Consider the following 18167-nt stretch of genomic DNA (forward strand, 5'->3'; position numbering starts at 1 on the left):
TACGTGAATACTTACTCTGAACAACAAAGCGCCACCTACCAATGGGCAGAAGGCTTCAAAAGGAGCATTCCGGTGGCGATGGGCTATTTACCAGCCGGCATTGCTTTTGGCGTGCTGGCTCAGGTCGCTGGGGTGCCTATCTGGGCGACTATCATGCTCAGTGTCGTACTATACGCGGGTGCTGCTCAATACGCCTGCTTACCGATGCTCAGCGCAGGATTGCCAATTGGCAGTATTGCAACCAATATTGCCGCCATTAACCTACGCCATGTATTTTACGGCGTACCCTTGCTACAGTATTTACCTAATCATAAGCTAGCCAAGACCTATTGTTTATTTGCCCTTACCGATGAGACCTTTTCAGTGATGACCAGCTTACCCAATGAAGCTCGTCGCGCACTGATACTACCCATCAGTTTGTTTAATCAAAGCTGGTGGGTGCTGGCCTCTATCATTGGCGTAATGATAGGCAGCGCGCTCAATGATCTGGTGCCACATTTGGATTTTGCGCTTGTTTGTCTGTTTGCAATTTTGGCCTATGAGCAATTTCAAAGTATCAAACGTTACTTCCCGATTGGCATTGCTGTACTTGGCTTGGCAATGGCTTCGCTATTTACCAGTGACTGGTTGTTGTTAGTAGCTATTACCATTTGCATGCTCATGATTTTGGCGCGTGGATTTTGGATACAGCGCAAAGAAGCAGGAGAAACCAAATGACCAGTAGTTATCTCATTGCCGCAACCTTTGCCATGGCGGGCGTCACCTTCATTACCCGTGCTATTCCAGCTCTGATACCCAAAAAAGTCCTCGACACACCTTGGCTACATCGCCTAAATGAAAGCTTACCGCTATCAGTAATGGTACTATTAATTTTGACCAGTCTTTCTTATCAAGATTTGTCTGCTAGTACCGGCCTGAGTAGTGCAGAGCTACATCTATTACTGGCACAGATTGGGGCTTTAATTCTGGTGTTAGCCGTTTACCATCTCAGTCGCCAACTATTAGTAAGCATGGTTGTCGGTATTGCTGCGCTCAACGGCTTGCTGTGGTTATTTACCCGTCTTTTAACTTGAGGAATCGGTTGGTTTAATCTGTTTTGATAACCGCACTTTTAATCACGCTTTTAAGCGGCCTTTAAATGACTTTCAAATGACTTTCAAATGATAAAAAAGGGGCTGAATTCTATGAATTCAGCCCCTTTTATTAACTGCTATTTAAAGTGATTACTGCTCTTCCACACCCATCATATCGACAGAAGTATCAGCGACGACTTGTACGCCTTTAGCACTATCATTACGCTGCTCTTGAAGATGCTCAAGATAGGCTTCATTGATTTGACCAGTGATATAACAACCATTGAACACTGCACAATCAAAGCCTTCAACGCGGCTATGTTTGGTATCTTTTACCGCATCAATTAGGTCGTCTAAATCTTGAAAAATCAGACGATCAGCACCGATAATCTGACGCACCTCTTCGACACTATGGCCTGAGGCGATAAGCTCACTACGTACGGGCATATCAATGCCGTAGACGTTAGGATATTTTACAGGTGGCGCAGCACTGGCAAAAAACACCTTTTTGGCACCCGCATCGCGTGCCATTTGGATAATCTCATGACAGGTAGTCCCGCGCACGATAGAGTCATCTACGAGCAAGACATTTTTGCCTTTAAACTCTAAAGGCACTGCACTCAGCTTTTGACGGACGGACTTTTTGCGTTGCTGCTGACCTGGCATAATAAACGTACGACCGATATAACGGTTTTTCATAAATCCTTCACGGTACTTGATATTCATCTTCAGAGCCAACTCCATCGCTGAGGTGCGGGAGGTATCTGGAATCGGAATCACAACGTCGATATCATGATCTTCGCCCCACTCATTAAGGATTTTTTGCCCCAACTTCTCACCCATACGCAGGCGTGATTTGTAAACAGAGATATTATCCATAATCGAATCTGGGCGCGCAAAATATACATACTCAAAAATACAAGGTGTATATTCTTTTTGCTCTACGCACTGATGTGTATGGAGCTTATGGTTTAAGTCGATAAAGATGGCTTCACCAGGTTTGACATCACGAATGATGGTAAAACCACAACCCGTTAAAGCCACTGATTCAGAAGCGACCATGTATTCGGTGCCGCCATTAGCAGCCAGACGCTCACCAAACACCAATGGACGAATACCATTTGGATCACGAAACGCCAAGAGGCCTTGGCCAGTAATCATCGCTACCACGCCATAAGCGCCTTCACAGCGACCATAAACGGCTTTTACTGCCTCAAAGATATCGTCTGGTTTTGGATACTTCTTACCAATATTTTGCATCTCATGTGCCAATACGTTTAGTAGCACTTCAGAGTCGGAGTCGGTATTTAGATGCCGACGATCTTCTTGATACAAAGACTTAGCCAAGCTCTCAGCGTTGGTCAAATTCCCATTATGTGCCAAAGTAATGCCATAAGGAGAGTTGACATAAAATGGCTGAGCTTCTGCACTGCTTGAGGTGCCTGCAGTGGGATAACGCACGTGACCGATACCAAACTTACCAACCAGTTTGAGCATGTGACGAGTCATGAATACGTCGCGTACCATGCCGTTTTCTTTGCGCAAATAAAAGCGACCATCTTGCAAAGTCACAATACCCGCAGCATCTTGACCACGGTGCTGCAACATAGTTAAGGCATCATAAAGAATTTGGTTAACTGGCTCATGAGCTGCAACCCCAACGACTCCACACATAATTATGTCCTATTTCGTACTACACATTGATGACGCAATAACGGTACGCTTGATGGCAGTACTAACTACCAGCGAACCGACAATCTCATGATGTTTATTTACTAAGAGTGATTTCAATGAATCTTGTTTCATGCGATTAGGTTTTAATATTCCTAATGATCAAATGATATAAGCGTTCAGATATAATAGAATCAATTTAAAAGTGTTACAGCGCTACTGGGGTGAATTTTTCGCAGCCTCTGGGAACGCAGTAAGCAAGCAAAATTTATACCAGTAGCGCTTTTGAACTTATGACAGTTTTGTTTCAACTGACTATAGTTTAACGATAAAAGATGAGTTGTATATTATAAACAATAAAACGAATAATTGATTGCAATTTATGACTGATTGCCATTTATGATTGATTGACCTGTTCACAAGCAACGCCTAGAGCAGCTGACACCATCAATTTAGCCATCGGTGCATAGAGTAGCAGCTCAGGCGCTAAGACAGAAGTCTCCCACTGAGGCATTTGCACTAGCAGTGGCGCACTCACACTGAGTACTACTAAAACGACAAGGACATTTTTGGCAGCGCCTAACACGCCACCCGCCATTTTATCTAACATCCCTAAGCGCAAGGTCTTCAGTACGCCTGAGAATACAAACGCCACTAGGTGCATGATGGCTAATATGATGATAACCACCAATAAAAATGCCATTGCCATCTGCAACACTGGGCTTTGTACCAATCCTGAAAACTGCGGAGAAACCACCCCTGCCAAGCGTGTGGCAGCAATCAGAGCAATAAACCATCCTGCTAATCCCACCGCTGTCTTGATGAGACCTACTTGAAAGCCGCGCCACAAGCCAATAAGAACAACTATGGCAATCACAATATCCAGACCACTCATATTACTGTCCCATTATTCTATTTAGCTCTATTTGCACTTGGCTTTAATTGATTGATGGCTATAGATTAGCTTTCATGAGCATCGTAGTAACCACCAATGGCTTGTACGCACGATTGTACAAGTCCTGGGCCTTTATAGATAAGCCCTGTATATAGCTGCACCATATCAGCACCTGCTTTAATTTTTCTAACGGCCTTTTCACCGCTATCAATACCGCCAACCCCAATGAGCGCCACTTTATCATCTAACTGATCTGAGAATTGTTGCAAAATCTGAGTACTAATATGACTGACAGGACGACCAGACAAGCCGCCTGCTTGCTCACCATCTGACAAGTCCTCAACCCCTACTCGGCTCAAGGTGGTATTGGTGGCAATAAGACCATCGATCTCAAAGTCCAATAGTTGCTGTGAGATATAGTCGACTTGTAGCGGCTCTAGATCAGGGGCAACTTTTAATACTAATGGCACATAAAAACCATACTCTGTCGCCAGCTGGCTATGGCGGTTTTTTATCACATCTAATAGCTGGGTTAAGGCCTCACCACTTTGCAGGTCACGCAGGTTTTCAGTATTGGGTGATGAGATGTTAATCGTGATATATGAGGCGTGCGGATAGACACGCTCTAAACAATAAAGGTAATCGTCTGCGGCTTGCTCTACAGGCGTGCTGGCGTTTTTACCGATATTAATGCCGATATTGCCTTTGTATTTACAGCGCTTCACATTATCAATCAGATAGTCTACGCCCTGATTATTAAAGCCCATACGATTGATAATCGCATCTGCTTGTTTCAGTCTAAACAGACGCGGCTTCTCATTACCGACTTGCGGTTTTGGTGTCACGGTACCAACTTCGATAAACCCAAATCCTAGTTCAGCAAGCGCATCAATATAGTCGCCATTTTTGTCCAATCCAGCCGCCAATCCAACAGGGTTGGAAAACTGCAAACCCATACAGTCTGTTGGCTGCATAGGTTGACCATAAGCCAGACCTAAAGCACGTGCCTTATGGGCTTTATCTAACAAAGACAGGGTCATTTCATGAGCGTGCTCAGGGTCCATCTTAAAAAAAAACGGGCGTAATAAGGCGTAGGACATAATGACAATAAACCCTGCTTAAATAAAATAATGAATGAGAGAGTTTCAATAAAAAAACCAATGAAACGGTGACCACAATAGAGCGCTGCGATTATATCAGCTTAACAGAAATAAGACCAAAGTTTCATACGTAACAAGCTTAACAAGCGCTTAATATCAAAGTATAGAGCGCTTAAGGTACAGGGCGATTGTCAGTAAGCGCAATCCAGCCGCGTACAATACGGTACAGGTGCCAGATAAAAGTGAACGCTATAATCATGATACCAAGACCCGTTAGCACAATAGAACCTATTGCTAAGTTACCGCTATCTGCCATGACACTCACGCCCAGTCCTCCTAGTGCAAATAATATCAGCATAGATCCTATGACAAAAAACACAATGCTGTACCAAAAGGTCTTAATCTGCCAGTCAAAATGTGTCGCCAACCAAGTACCATCAGCCTCACGGCGTTTGGCATAATTCATAAAGATAGGCAAAATCCATAAGATACCTGCTGTGAAATAACTGACGACATAGAGCAAATAAGTGACGTGGTTATATGTCACTAGGGAGCGTTGCTCTTGCTGCGTCAATGACGGCCCTCGCCTTTGGCGCATAAGCTCATGGGTTGACTGGGTGCCGACAACAGGCTCGGTCGTTGAGGTCTGATAATCTAAACGCTCATCAGAATTAGAGTCAGGAGATTGGTTCATAATAGATATCCATAACTGGCATTAGCCACTAAGCATTGTATTGTGGCAAAGCGTACAGTTTTCAAGACAGGTAGTACAACAGCTATTATTTACAAGCCAGTATGTAGCAACGATTAAAGAGCGACCGTGGCTTGTACTTGGATTTGTCTGGTGGCTGAGTCTTGCTGCATCGATAGCTGAGTGAACTGCCACCCTTGCTGTTCAAGCTTACCAAGCGCAGCGCTGACGACTGCTTGGCTAGGATGACTGAAGCTGAACTGTACCCCTCCTTCATTAGCAGCAATGACTTGCGCACTATCGATACCTGAGTTTTGTAAGATGGTGTTTATGCGGCTAGCAGGTGGCATCGCATTAGCGCCATCCTGTGCATCATTTACACTTAGTGCACTTGGGTCAATATTGTCTGCTTGCGCACGCAACCAAAAATAATCAGCAACTTGCTCCTGATAGTTTGACTTACTGTCTTTTGCCGCCTGATGCACACTGTAGCCACCATAACCACCGACGAACACCAATAAAAATACCAGCAATATGCTCAGTGCCATTTGATCACGTGATGATAGAGCTTGCCAACGCGACCATAACGCATTGGTGAGTGGCTCAGTACGCTTGGCTTGGCGCTGTAGTAAACTCATTACCTGTTTGACCTTAATGAATGGAGTATAGTTTTACGTATTTATAGATAACTAGCCAACTGCTATATTTTATGTTGACTCAAGCTGCAGTATCAAGACGCTGCAAGGCCATTACTCGTAGCGCTGTCATCGGTGACATTCACTGTGACTTGACCGCTAAACTGACCTTGCTCATTGCTGTCGACACGTTCTAAGGTGGCTGCTACCCCTTGCGCCGTCAACGTACTGGTAAACTGATCAAGGCTGTTACGATCTGGCGCTATTAATGTAAAGCTCAGCAACCGTGGCTCCATAACCAACGCCTGCGCATGCAAAGAGGACTGTTTAATAAGGGGTGATATCCGCGCCAGCACTGCTATATGTGACGCCGACGCTGCATCGCCGCTTTGTAGCTTGGGCTGCATTTGCACTTGTAGCTTGGTGCGGCTAGTATTTAGCACCTCATTAGGAAACCAAGCTTGATACTGCGCTGCAACGGCTGTCTGTGTCGCATCAGCAGCGGCATTATAACGATAGACTTGTAAACCATCCGCGGCAATCTGCAATAGCAGTGCCGACAAAGCGACCATCATGGCCACACGTAGATAAGGGGATAGTTGTGAGTCCGAGGTTTTAACAAAGAAATTTAATGCGTGGCGTTCAGGGTTTTCTACAGGTATGGGAGTGGTAGGCAATGTAGTGAAAACAATCTGTTGCTCAGCCAATAGTGCAGCGGTCTCTGTGACGATTTGCGATTGTGCCGCCATATTTGCGATTGGTTTTTGCAAATCAATATTGCTGTCAACTGAATCATCAAGTTCATACCCTGCAAAAGCGCTAACTGCAACCGCCTCAGACGACTCAATGGGTGGGAGCGCACAGACCTCACTTAAATGTGGCAAGCGCTCAAGAATTAAAGGCAAATAGCTGATTGCCATGCCTTGCTGCTGCGACTGTCGTAATAAGGCAGTGTGTTGATCTTGATACAAAACTACTTGCTGCCCTGCTCCTTCTTCAGGAATGGGCAGTAGTAAAAAGTCAGGCAGTAGCGCACTGATACTCATACCGACCAGCGCAGCACTTTGCTGCCAAGTTTCAATGTCACTTTGAGCCAGTGCATATAGATGCTGTGTATGAGCATGGCTAAGCTGCCGCACCGCCAGCTGCTCAACTGCTGTCAGTGAGGTTTCTTCGAAGAGATATTGCTTGCCAGTATTGCCCAACTGCTTGAGCTGAGCCGTACTAAGCTCAGTATCTACATGCAATAGATGACTGGTAGGAAAATAAAGACAGAGTGATTTATGGCTGTTTTTACCTTTATTATAAGTATCGTCAAGCTGCTGCCAACCACTAACAGGTTGCCACTTTTGTGTTTCAGCATGCCAAACTGCCAGCGGGCTATGCTGCGCTCTTAACCAAACATGTAACACCAAACGTGTCCTTACTTAACTTATGAAGCCAATGATTAAACGGCTAAGGCCTTACTTTATATTTAAAGTCTCGCACTTAAAGTGTCTTATTAAAAAACTCTGGCTGCTCAAACAACTGCTTAAATCAATTCAACCAATAGCATCAATACGGCTGCTGCGGCACAAAGCGATCGATTTCAGTGGCCATGCCAGGCATCACAAATTCCATCTCAAACACCCGCGCCTCAGCCAAGGCAAATGATTCAGGGCTGTCACCCGTCAGCAAACTGGCAAGATAGGCAATGATAGACATATGACAAACCACCACCAAGCACTCTGCTTCGACATGACCAAGTTCAAGCAATGCCGTACGCGCATCGTCAGACGGCGTGATATTGTCCTGCACAGTGACTGGTACTACAGGCGCGCGCGACTGCAGCTCAGCTAGCGTTTGCTGAGCTCTATCGTAAGGACTGACCACGAAGTGATCTGGCGTATAACGTTCAACAATATACTCTGCCGTTTGCGTGGCTTGCTGCTGTCCATAATCCGTTAATTGGCGCGTGCTGTCTGAACGACTCATGTCTTCGGCTTGTCCATGACGCATCAATATTATCTTCATAATCTTCCTTGATTTAAGCTGTTATTCTTTGCCTTTGGCTACGTTGTCATCTTCTGGATTAGCAGTTGACGCCTGCATTTGCGCAGTCAGTGCAGCGTTACTATGATCATGTGGCATCACAAACTCCACATCACTACGGAAACCTGCCTCCATCAAATGTAGGGCAACGCCTAATGCTGCTTTGTCTTCATAAATAACGGCATATAAAGCGTGGGTGATAGGCATATAGATGCCTTCTTTGGTAGCCTTTTCGTGCACCTGCTGAATGGTATTGACACCTTCGGCTGTCTGTCCAAGTTTTTTGACGGCAGCATCGATGGTCATGCCACGGCCAAGCATGTTCCCAATGCGGTAGTTACGACTAAGCTCTGAGCTACAAGTAGCGTATAGATCACCAACCCCAGATAAGCCCAAGAACGTGAGCGGATTGGCGCCAGTCTCAACCCCAAATCGGCTCATCTCAGCCAAAGCACGTGTCAATAGCATGGCTTTGGTGTTTTCGCCCACATCATATGCTGCAGCCATACCCATCGCAATCGCATAAATATTTTTCAGCGCACCGCCAAGCTCCACACCTTTTACATCATCACTGGCAAACACACGAAAAAAAGCACTATGTAGAGCTGCTTGTACCGCATGACGTAATGGTTCTGAGTCACTCGCAATGACCGTCGCTGACGGCATGTTTTTCATAATCTCGATTGCAAGGTTCGGTCCTGACATGACACCAAAGTTCACTTCTGGTAACTCATCTTTAATGATGTCACTCATCAAGGCAAAGGTATCTTTTTCCATCCCTTTGGTCAGAGAAACAATCGACTGACCCGTAATAAAGGGTGCAATATTTCTCAGAGTTTCACGAAAGGCCAGGCTCGGTACAGCAAGAAAAATAATGTCTTTATCTTTAACCGTCGCTTGTAGGTCATGACTATACTTAAGGCGATCATCAAGCTTGTAGCCTGGCAGATACTTTTTATTAGTTTGAGTCTTTGCCATGGCTTTAACGGTACGCTTATTGCGTACCCAAAGCGTGGCATCACACCCATTACGAGCGGCTAAGTTTGCCATCGCGGTACCGAAGCTGCCACCACCTAAAAAAGCCAGACGCAGCTTGGTTGGATTATCACGTATTTGCTGCATGTTTTTTTCGACATCTGCTTCAACGACACTAGGATCTAACTTTCTACGTCCGAGACCTGACTTGGTAGCGCGATCAATAATACCCGCCAACAGTCCACTGGGCTTTTCCGCATTGTCTGTATCTGACTTGCTATCTGTTTCAACATCCACTTGCTCCGCAGGCTTTTTATTAAGCGACTTTTTATCCAGAGACTCTTTATTAGTAGGGTGATCAGTAGTGTCATTAGCAGTGTTGTCTGTATTAGCACTTGTCATATCTAGGTATCCGTGTCGTTCGGCTTATTTTATTCATGCAGCTTATACTGTCTACATAAAAAGGTATAGCATTATGTGGCGCCCTAAGCTTAATTTGTTACTGCTTTGGTCACTTGTGACGGCTTTGATTAGCTAGCGTTATTTCTAAGACTCAAAGCGTAGTAACGGCTCAAGATCAATGGGCTTACGTATTGGCATATCACAATGAGTAGAGCCAGTATAAACAAAAGCACTGACATAATCATCTTCACCAATATCAAAATAAGCTTTGACTGCGGGCTCGTTACAGAGCAGTCCAGTACGCCATACTGTGCTAAACCCTTGCGCTTTTAGTGCCAGAATTAGGTTTTGCACGGCAGCGCCGGTACTAAGCAATTGCTCAAAATGCGGTACTTTTTCATGCGCTTGCATTTGAGTGGTGACAGTAATGATAACAGGCGCTCGCAGTGGCATATTATAAGTCTTCTGCTGATCTTTTTCAGACAACGCCACTCCTTCTCTAGCCGCCTTTGCTTCTGCCGCTGCCAAAAGCGCACGACCCAGCTCATGACGGGCGTTGCCTTGAGTAACGATAAAGCGCCATGGTTGCAGCTTTTTATGATCAGGAGCTGTGACGGCACAATCTACGGCCGCTGTAATCTGCTCAGGTGTCGGTGCGGGGATGGTTAAATTACCAATACTGCGTCTTGATTTGATCCAGTTAATCAGCTGTTCATCTGTCACTTGGGAGTTAGTAGCGAAGACGTTTTCCGCATCACTCTCTACACCGCCCTTATCCAAGTCAGTATCTATATCCGTAGCTGAGCCCGTTTGTTCAGACATACTCATGACTTCTCCTTAGTTATTATTTATTAGTCATTATTTATTAGTTATTATGTATTATTGACTATAACCGTTTGCTTGAAACCATCATCCATTACGCGACTTCAACCTCAACACGGTGTTCCATTTTTAGATAGTCTTCTGATTGCATCTCAAGCAGCCGCGAGCGTGTACGCTCAATCTCGAACGCCAGTTTTTCTCCTTGATACAATTCAAGAATCGGTTGCTCTGCTCGCACCAATAATTTGACACGGCGATCATAAAACTCATCAACCAGATAAATGAAGCGGCGGGTAGGATCGCGCAGCTCATCACTTAATGCGGGTACTGAGTTGATCAATACCGTACTAAATTGCTTGGCTATCTCGATAAAGTCCGCAGCTGAGCGTGGCTCCATGCACAAATGACGGAAATCGCAAAATAGAATATCTTCAGTACGGGCGTTCACTTTTATTTCACGGCCATTAATAATGATGGGCTCGTTACTGATTTTTTGATTATTGGACAAGCTTGCAAAACGGTTAGCCAGCCAATGATGATTGGCTTTGGTCAAGGGTGACTCATATAACTCCGCTTGCTGCAAGACACGCAAACGATAGTCGATACCTGAGTCAATATTCATCACCGTGGTATGCTGCTCAACTTCAGCAATAGCAGGCAGGAAACGGTCACGATGCAGGCCATCTTTATACAGTCCTGACGGCTCAATGTTTGAGGTCGCGACCAAAGTCACACCACGATTGAACAACATGGTAAACAGATCTCCTAAGATCATGGCATCAGAGACATTGGAGACAAAAAATTCATCAAAGCAGATAACCACTGCTTCTGCATAAATAATATCAGCAACTTTTTCTAAGGGGTCACTTTGGCCTTGTAGCTTATTGAGCTCTTGGTGCACACGCTGCATGAAATGATGAAAATGCTGACGCATCTTACGATCAATGGTCAACGAATCATAAAACATATCCATCATCCATGTCTTACCACGGCCAACTCCGCCCCACATGTACAAACCTTTTGGCGCGGTGGGCTTAGATTTTAAAAAGCTAAAAAAGCCCTTTTTTTGCTCTGCGCTATTGTTGAGCTGATGATATAACTCATCAAGATAGCTCATGGCCTGATATTGCTGTTCATCTCGAGTAAACTCATCAGTGCTGATGGCTTGCTCGTAACGCTGCAACGGAGATAAACTCATAATGCGACTCATCATTAAATAAATAGTATAGAAATGTGTTTGTACCGTCAGCCGTCACTCACTGTCAGCTTTTATCCCAGTATTGACACTGATAAGATAACAACAGCTGAATTGTTAGATTGGCACAGTCTAATCCACTGTGCACGGTAAAACACGGCTAAATTTAAACCTTACTTATGAATAGAAGTACTTATTAATCAAAATACTCATTAATCAAGACCATTATTCATCAAAACTGTGCTGCTCTAGTAGTTTTTTTAGTTCAGACAGGCGTCCGTGAAAAAAGTGTCCAGCACCCTCTACCACACTGACAGCTATCCCTAAGCGTTCGGCAAAAGCCTGCATACTGTCAGGATCAATCACCTCATCCGCATTGCCATATATCTCAAAGGTTTTATCAGCCGGTAAGCTTAGGTCACTGCTGTCATTTTTTTCGACGGATGGCGCAATAAGGGCAATCTTAGCAATTTCAAAATCACTCAAATCCCATACATGCGGCGCTATTATGACTTGCTCAGCGACGCGCGCAGTGACGTAACCGCCAAAGGAAAAGCCACCCAACCACAGTTTGCGCGCATTGGTTTGCCCTGCAATCCATTGTAACACGGTCATTGCATCTACGACTTCGCCATCAGCATAATCATGCTCACCCGTTGACTGCCCAACCCCGCGAAAGTTAAAACGTACCACGTGCATGCCATTATCACGGGCAAAGCGATACATGGTCGTGACCACTTTATTATTCATCGTGCCTTCAAACAGCGGATTGGGATGACATAATAGCGCCACCGTATCAGTGTTCGGATCATTAGGATTGTCTTGTTGCCATAGCGCATCCACTTCGAGCACGCCAGCAGGAGCAGGAATTAATTGCATATAGTTACTTATTAATTGAGGGTGAAAGTTAAGAATGAATCTCTCAATTATCCTAGATATGGTTTATATTTCAAGTCATTTGCTGTGTACTGACGAGGTATATGGCTTTTTTGCCTGAATCCATGCTATGGAGTAGCAAAATACGATTGCTAGAAGTTGCTACATACCGCTACTTAACATAGCAGCTATAGTCGATGCACTCTAAAAAGAGTATAGCGCTATTGGAATGAGTTTTACGCAGCCTCTGGGGACGCAGCACGCAAGTAAAACTTATCCCAGTAGCGCTTTTCAACCTATATAACAGTTTTACTTTCAGCTAACTATAGCACTCTGCTCGTCTTTGGCTTTTCTTCGTTCATGGTTATTCAGCGCAAACTTGGCGGGTAATATAAGCGCAATACCACACACAATAACTGCCTAGACACTTAAGACTCTAATAGGTTAGATTCATACTGCTGTTTGTTAACGGGTATCTGATAGGACGCCTGTGTCATTTACACTTAAGATGCTTAACTTTTAATTTGAGGAATACTTTATGATCAGTTTTAATAAAACCGCAACCTTAACGGCTACTTTAGCTGCAGCCCTCGCTTTGAGCGCTTGCCAAAGCACGCCTTCATCTCCCGTTATCCAGCGCGCCAACTCTATTTATGAGACAACAGGCATCGCAGATACCAAAGTAAAAGCTCAGCAAAATGCGATAGACAGTGCGCAAAAAACCTGCCGTGGCAAACAAGTGATTATCGTCGATGACAAAGTCACCTATAACGGTGTCTTAGATGAGCGTACTGGTCGCATGGTCGGACAAGCTGGTGCGGTTATCGGTTCCATCTTTGGTACTGGTACACCAGACTTGTCGCGTAATGATGATTATGAGTACAAAATCAACTTCCGTTGCCAGTAACCCAATAGTAATAAAACGATTGCTATTTAGCATTTAGCCAATAAGTCTGCGAAAATAATAATATATGAATCGCAGGCTTATTGGCTTCTCTTTTTGTGTGCGCGCTTTTGCGGTAAACTACCCTATCGAATGCCTAGCATACCCCATTCTCAACTATTCTAAAGTTATTAGTGTAGGCTGTGGCTTTAGCCCAGCATTTTGCTTCTATAAAGTTTCAATCCTCTTTGGTCTCCTATTATGCGTAAACCCAATCTCTCAAACCTCAAACAAGCTAAAGTCTTAGCGCCTGCCAAAGATTTGGCGACTCTAGAGGCCGAACTTGCTGAGCAAGAAAACAGTCTTGAGGGCAATTTAGAAGACACCGTCTTGCGTCTCAGTGATTATTTATCAGCGGTTCAGATGGTCATCAAGCAAACCTTTAATCACCGTGTATGGGTAAAGGCAGAGATTCGCAACCTGTCTAGCAAAGGCGGACACTATTACTTTGAGCTGGCAGAAAAAGACGATGACGGTAAAGTCATTGCCAGCTGCCGTGGTAACCTCTGGCGCTTTAAAGCCGCGCGCGTCTTAGCCAAGTTTGAGCGCGCAACGGGCATGCCGCTTGAGCGTGATTTAACAGTACTGCTAAAAGTATCAGCAGGTTTTCATGCGCAATATGGTTTTTCAATCACCATTGAAGATATCGACCCTAGCTATACGCTAGGAGACTTGGCGCGGCAATATGCCGAAATGGTTGACCGCTTGACGGGTGAAGGACTCTTACATCTCAATCAACAGCTACCGACTCCATTTGATATAGAGCATGTGCTGGTCATCGCCCCTGAAAAAGCCGCAGGGTTAGGAGACTTTCAAGCCGATGCCGATCGCTTAGCCAGTACAGGTGCTTGTCATTTCCATTATCATCACGCTACCTTTCAGGGCAATCATGCGCCAGGCGAGATTCGTCAAGCAATCGTCAGCGCTCAGCAGCAGTTTTATGATACTTATCAGCACTTGCCTGATTTATTAGTGATTATTCGCGGCGGCGGCGCCGTTGGTGACTTGGCCTATCTCAATGATTATGAACTCGCTGCCTTAGTCGCTGAGCAGCCCATCCCGGTGTGGGTCGGCATTGGTCATGAGCGCGACAAAGTCATCTTAGATGAAGTGGCACATACTAGCTTTGATACCCCATCAAAAGTCATCGCTGCCATCAGTAGCCATTTAGCCCAGCTGGTCACTCAGACGCTGCAGTACCAAGCGCAAATCAAACAAACCGCCCAGCGCCAACTGAATGTGGCGGAGCAACAGACATCGCGGCAATTGAGCCAAATACAGTCGCAAACGATTGGAAAATTGACCGCGCTGCAAAAAGACAGTGACTATGCGTGGCGTAGTATTCAGCAAAGTGCCCAGCGCCAAGTAAAGCAAGCCGCAAGATTAACAAGTGATCTGCGCTCGCAGACTCAAGCCTCTGCTTATCAGCAATTAACAATAGCTGCTACTGCTAGTAAAGACTATCAAGCAAGCATTATGCAAACTGCCCAACATCAGTTAATACAAGCGCAGCGCGACAGTGAACATCTGCGTGATATCGTGCTCTTGCATCGACCGTCTCGCGTACTAAAGCAAGGCTATACCATGCTGACTGACGCAAAAGACAAACAAATACTGACGAGTAGTACCCAGCTCTATCCCGAGCAGACCATTCACATCGTCTTAAAAGACGGCAAAGCAAAAGCGCAGATTATCGATGTGGTGGCCAAGTAGTCATAATCTATTTACTATAAGATATACAGCGCTGCTGGGATAAATATAACTATTTACCCACCTTTTTTATTAACCTTACATTTGAACATTAGGAAATCTCATGACAACTCCTACTCGCCGACGCAAAAAATCCGCCCCAAAAACCTTTAAGGCGGCTTACGATATTCTAAAAACCAATGCTGCTGAATTACAGCAACAAGACGAGCCAGATATTGATAATCTGATGACAACCGTTGAAGAGTCTATCGTGGCTTATCGCGTTTGCGAAACCCGCATCAATGCCGTACAACAAGCGCTAGATGCTGCTTTTGCTGAGGAAACTGTAGATAGTACCGATATTTAGTAACTAATAGAATGTGTTTAGAAGATTACTATAAGTTAGTTCTTTTTTTAGGAGTGTTATATGAGTATTGAAGATTATACTAGGCTAGGCGGAGATTTTTCAGAGCCTTTTGATTTGAAAACTATTAAAGCCTTGTTGGATACTAAAGACACAATTGGTGCAGTCCCCCTATGGCAGGATAGTTGTCACCCCTAAATAATAATTCCAAAGGGGACAATGAGGACACATCATGCCACGATATAGCGAAGAACGTAAACAGGCTATACTCAGCAAACTGCTACCCCCGCTGAGCCTAAGTGTTGCCGAGGTTTCAAGAAGTGAAGGCATCGGATTACAGACCCTGTATAATTGGCGTGCCCAAGCTAGAGAACAAGGTCACCCCATGCCAACGAACCATAAAACCCCTGATGACTGGTCAAGCGAAACCAAGCTTGCCACCATTATAGAGACGGCCACCCTAAGCGAGAGTGAACTTAGCGAATACTGCCGCAGCAAAGGCCTATATGTTGAGCAAATCAAAGCGTGGCGTACTGACGCCTTACAAGGCTTTAGCAGCAGCAAACAACAAAGCCTGAAAGACAAGCGTCAGCAGCAGAGCGATCGCAAACAGATCAAACAACTCACCCGAGAGCTTGCTCGAAAAGAAAAGGCTTTAGCTGAAACTGCCGCCTTACTGGTACTGCGAAAAAGCTGGATGCGTTTTGGGAGGAGCGCGAGGACGACTGACCTCGCTTCCAGAGCGCAAACAATACATCGCATGGATACAAGAAACCAATCAATCAGGTGCCAGACTTAACCTTGCCTGTATTGAAGTTGGCATTAGCATCCGCACCTATCGGCGCTGGTACCGCGCAGGTCACGTGAATGGTGATAAACGGTGTGACGCCGTGCGCCAAGCTCCTAAGAATAAACTGAGCGCCTCTGAACAAGCCGCCATTATTGCCGTGTGCAATCAGCCCCGCTTTGCCAGTCTGCCGCCCACCCAAATTGTACCGACCCTGCTTGATGAGGGGATATATCATGGCTCAGAGTCTACCTTTTATCGGGTGCTGAGGCAGCATGAGCAATTGGCTCACCGCGGTCGTGCACTTGCCCCTAAAGCCTCAAGCGCCCCAAAGACCTTTACTGCCACTGGCCCTTGCCAAGTGTTCTGCTGGGATATCACCTATCTGCCAAGTCCGGTACGGGGTCAGTTCTATTATTTGTACATGATAGAGGATGTCTATAGCCGTAAAATTGTTGGCTGGGAGGTTTATGACCACGAGTCAGGTGTACTGGCAGCTCAGCTGCTTGAGCGTACTTTAATCAGTGAGAATGCATTGCACACTGGGGTGGTGCTACACTCAGACAATGGGGCACCGATGAAAGCTCAAACCATGCGCATGAAAGCGTATGAGCTTGGGGTACTCACCTCTTACAGCAGACCGCGTGTCAGTAATGACAACCCGTTTGCAGAGTCTTTATTTAAAACCTGCAAGTATCGCCCTAATTGGCCCACCGAAGGCTTTAAAAGCGTTGAGGCGGCAAGACGATGGATGCTGAGCTTCACGCGCTGGTACAACAATGAGCATAAGCACAGTCAGCTTAACTTTGTGACGCCCAATCAGCGCCATACGGGTGAGGATAAGGAAGTACTGGCGAAGCGTCTGCTCACGATGCAGCGCGCTAAAGATGAAAACCCGATACGCTGGGGAACTCAGGAGGTGAGGAACTGCGAGCCTGTAGGGCCAACAACGCTAAACCCTGTAAAAGAGCAACAACAGCAAAGATTACAAGCCGCTTAATTTAGCTTGATGGTGACAACTACCTTGAAAAACTCCGCAGTACTTCGAATACACTTCTGTTTTGAGAGATTCCTAGAGCTTTGGTGCAATAAAATTACAAACTGTGATGAATTTTTTGATTTTGGTAGAGTCACGTTTGGTATGAAAATTGATATATCTAAGAAACTAGGATTACCTATTGAGCTAGGGCGTGTCATCAATTAAGCCAAACGACACAAGAAACTAAGTGAATGGCACTAAGGAAATGACTGGCTAACTTATCATAGCGAGTGGCAATCGCACGATACTGCTTAATCTTGGCAAAGAAGTTCTCTATTAGGTGCCTCGCTTTATAAAGCTCTTTATCGAAGTCTCTTGGCTGCAGCCGATGACACTTAGATGGTATAACTGCATTACCTTGCACTGCTTTAATCGGTTCAATAACGCGGGCATCAGCATCGTAAGCTTTATCGGCAAGCCACGTTTGGCTAATACTGACATCAAGCAATTCATCTGAGCCACACAGATCATGAGCTGCCCCACCTGTTAGATAAAAGCCAGTAGGATTGCCTAGCGCATCTGTTCGAGTATGTATTTTAGTCGTCAGTCCACCTTTGCTGCGTCCAATGGCTTGATCCCTTTTTTCCAGCACTGTGCTGGTGGGCTTTAACAATCGTGGCATCTAGCATGGCATATTCGTCATCGGATTGTTCAGAGAGTTGATTAAAAACCTGCTCCCATACGCCTTTTTTGACCAGCGACTAAAACGAGTATGAATCACTCTGAAGTCGCCAAAGCGTTCAGGTAGGTCACGCCAAGGTATGCCGGTCTTGTAACGGTACAGAACCGCATCTACGAACAAGCGGTTATCCTTTGCAGTAGCACCAACGTCACTTGGTTTACCAGGTAGAATGTCTTTAATTCTCTCCCATTGGTCATCACGTAGGGCATGTCGTCTTGTCATAGTCATTGAGCTCAAATTCCTAAATACGATCTAAGTATAGCTTATTCTGAAATATCTATGCTAATTGATGACACG

18 protein-coding genes and 1 pseudogene are annotated in these 18167 nt (G+C 45.2%); 7 read left to right on the forward strand and 12 right to left on the reverse strand.

All coding sequences use genetic code 11. From position 1 onward, the window contains the following. The first annotated feature begins 78 nt into the window (after positions 1 to 78). Together JMX03_RS09270 and JMX03_RS09275 are read left to right on the forward strand one after the other, a co-directional pair. Entirely contained in the window at positions 79 to 717 is a 639-nt protein-coding gene (locus JMX03_RS09270; protein ID WP_201577186.1) for an AzlC family ABC transporter permease, read from the forward strand. Then, a complete protein-coding gene (locus JMX03_RS09275) occupies positions 714 to 1073 on the forward strand; it encodes an AzlD domain-containing protein (RefSeq protein ID WP_201574344.1) in 360 nt (119 codons plus the stop codon). The genes JMX03_RS09270 and JMX03_RS09275 overlap by 4 nt, the downstream gene beginning before the upstream one ends. Positions 1074 to 1223: 150 nt before the next feature. On the opposite strand, the gene purF is transcribed toward JMX03_RS09275, so the two are convergent. The 11 genes from purF to JMX03_RS09330 all read right to left on the reverse strand — a co-directional run bounded on the left by purF (position 1224) and on the right by JMX03_RS09330 (position 12369). Continuing rightward, positions 1224 to 2747, reverse strand: coding sequence for an amidophosphoribosyltransferase (gene purF, locus JMX03_RS09280; protein WP_201574343.1), 1524 nt, complete (start codon positions 2745 to 2747; stop codon positions 1224 to 1226). A gap of 394 nt (positions 2748 to 3141) precedes the next feature. Continuing rightward, the gene (locus tag JMX03_RS09285; RefSeq protein WP_201596337.1) at positions 3142 to 3639 is read right to left on the reverse strand and encodes a CvpA family protein; all 498 of its coding nucleotides are present in this window, start codon (positions 3637 to 3639) and stop codon (positions 3142 to 3144) included. Positions 3640 to 3704: 65 nt separating this feature from the next. Continuing rightward, complete coding sequence (locus JMX03_RS09290) at positions 3705 to 4739, reverse strand: quinone-dependent dihydroorotate dehydrogenase (protein ID WP_201596339.1); 1035 nt, start codon at positions 4737 to 4739, stop codon at positions 3705 to 3707. 172 nt (positions 4740 to 4911) lie between these two features. Continuing rightward, entirely contained in the window at positions 4912 to 5433 is a 522-nt protein-coding gene (locus JMX03_RS09295; RefSeq protein WP_227695574.1) for a DUF4870 family protein, read from the reverse strand. Between the two features lie 113 nt (positions 5434 to 5546). Continuing rightward, complete coding sequence (gspM, locus tag JMX03_RS09300) at positions 5547 to 6068, reverse strand: type II secretion system protein GspM (RefSeq protein ID WP_201596341.1); 522 nt, start codon at positions 6066 to 6068, stop codon at positions 5547 to 5549. A 92-nt stretch (positions 6069 to 6160) separates the two neighbouring features. After that, entirely contained in the window at positions 6161 to 7477 is a 1317-nt protein-coding gene (gene gspL / locus JMX03_RS09305) for a type II secretion system protein GspL (protein WP_201596343.1), read from the reverse strand. Positions 7478 to 7619: 142 nt separating this feature from the next. After that, on the reverse strand, positions 7620 to 8078 hold the full coding sequence (gene sixA, locus JMX03_RS09310) for a phosphohistidine phosphatase SixA (RefSeq protein WP_201574338.1): 459 nt from the start codon (positions 8076 to 8078) through the stop codon (positions 7620 to 7622). A 21-nt stretch (positions 8079 to 8099) separates the two neighbouring features. Next, positions 8100 to 9473, reverse strand: a complete 1374-nt coding sequence (locus tag JMX03_RS09315) for an NAD(P)H-dependent glycerol-3-phosphate dehydrogenase (protein WP_201596345.1) — start codon at positions 9471 to 9473, stop codon at positions 8100 to 8102. A gap of 144 nt (positions 9474 to 9617) precedes the next feature. Continuing rightward, the gene (locus JMX03_RS09320) at positions 9618 to 10301 is read right to left on the reverse strand and encodes a nitroreductase family protein (RefSeq protein ID WP_201596347.1); all 684 of its coding nucleotides are present in this window, start codon (positions 10299 to 10301) and stop codon (positions 9618 to 9620) included. Positions 10302 to 10389: 88 nt separating this feature from the next. Further along, positions 10390 to 11493, reverse strand: a complete 1104-nt coding sequence (gene zapE / locus JMX03_RS09325) for a cell division protein ZapE (RefSeq protein ID WP_201596349.1) — start codon at positions 11491 to 11493, stop codon at positions 10390 to 10392. 222 nt (positions 11494 to 11715) lie between these two features. Beyond that, complete coding sequence (locus JMX03_RS09330; RefSeq protein ID WP_201596351.1) at positions 11716 to 12369, reverse strand: alpha/beta hydrolase; 654 nt, start codon at positions 12367 to 12369, stop codon at positions 11716 to 11718. A gap of 535 nt (positions 12370 to 12904) precedes the next feature. Here JMX03_RS09330 and JMX03_RS09335 point away from each other — a divergent pair. The 5 genes from JMX03_RS09335 to JMX03_RS09350 all read left to right on the forward strand — a co-directional run bounded on the left by JMX03_RS09335 (position 12905) and on the right by JMX03_RS09350 (position 17149). Beyond that, the gene (locus JMX03_RS09335) at positions 12905 to 13273 is read left to right on the forward strand and encodes a hypothetical protein (RefSeq protein WP_201596353.1); all 369 of its coding nucleotides are present in this window, start codon (positions 12905 to 12907) and stop codon (positions 13271 to 13273) included. A 237-nt stretch (positions 13274 to 13510) separates the two neighbouring features. Beyond that, positions 13511 to 15022, forward strand: a complete 1512-nt coding sequence (gene xseA / locus JMX03_RS09340; RefSeq protein ID WP_201596355.1) for an exodeoxyribonuclease VII large subunit — start codon at positions 13511 to 13513, stop codon at positions 15020 to 15022. 100 nt (positions 15023 to 15122) lie between these two features. Then, positions 15123 to 15365, forward strand: coding sequence for an exodeoxyribonuclease VII small subunit (xseB, locus tag JMX03_RS09345; RefSeq protein ID WP_201596357.1), 243 nt, complete (start codon positions 15123 to 15125; stop codon positions 15363 to 15365). Positions 15366 to 15425: 60 nt separating this feature from the next. Next, entirely contained in the window at positions 15426 to 15560 is a 135-nt protein-coding gene (locus tag JMX03_RS15175; RefSeq protein ID WP_265090473.1) for a hypothetical protein, read from the forward strand. Positions 15561 to 15594: 34 nt separating this feature from the next. Continuing rightward, positions 15595 to 17149 (forward strand): IS3 family transposase gene (locus JMX03_RS09350; RefSeq protein ID WP_201596136.1). Its coding sequence is split into 2 segments (ribosomal slippage): positions 15595 to 16052 and positions 16051 to 17149, totalling 1557 coding nucleotides; the frame shifts between segments, so codons are not numbered across the junction. A 196-nt stretch (positions 17150 to 17345) separates the two neighbouring features. Here the strand turns inward: JMX03_RS09350 and JMX03_RS09355 are convergent. Next, positions 17346 to 18092: pseudogene (locus JMX03_RS09355) on the reverse strand (IS5 family transposase). Between the last annotated feature and the right edge of the window lie 75 nt (positions 18093 to 18167).

Source organism: Psychrobacter fulvigenes (assembly GCF_904846155.1).
Lineage (GTDB): Bacteria > Pseudomonadota > Gammaproteobacteria > Pseudomonadales > Moraxellaceae > Psychrobacter > Psychrobacter fulvigenes.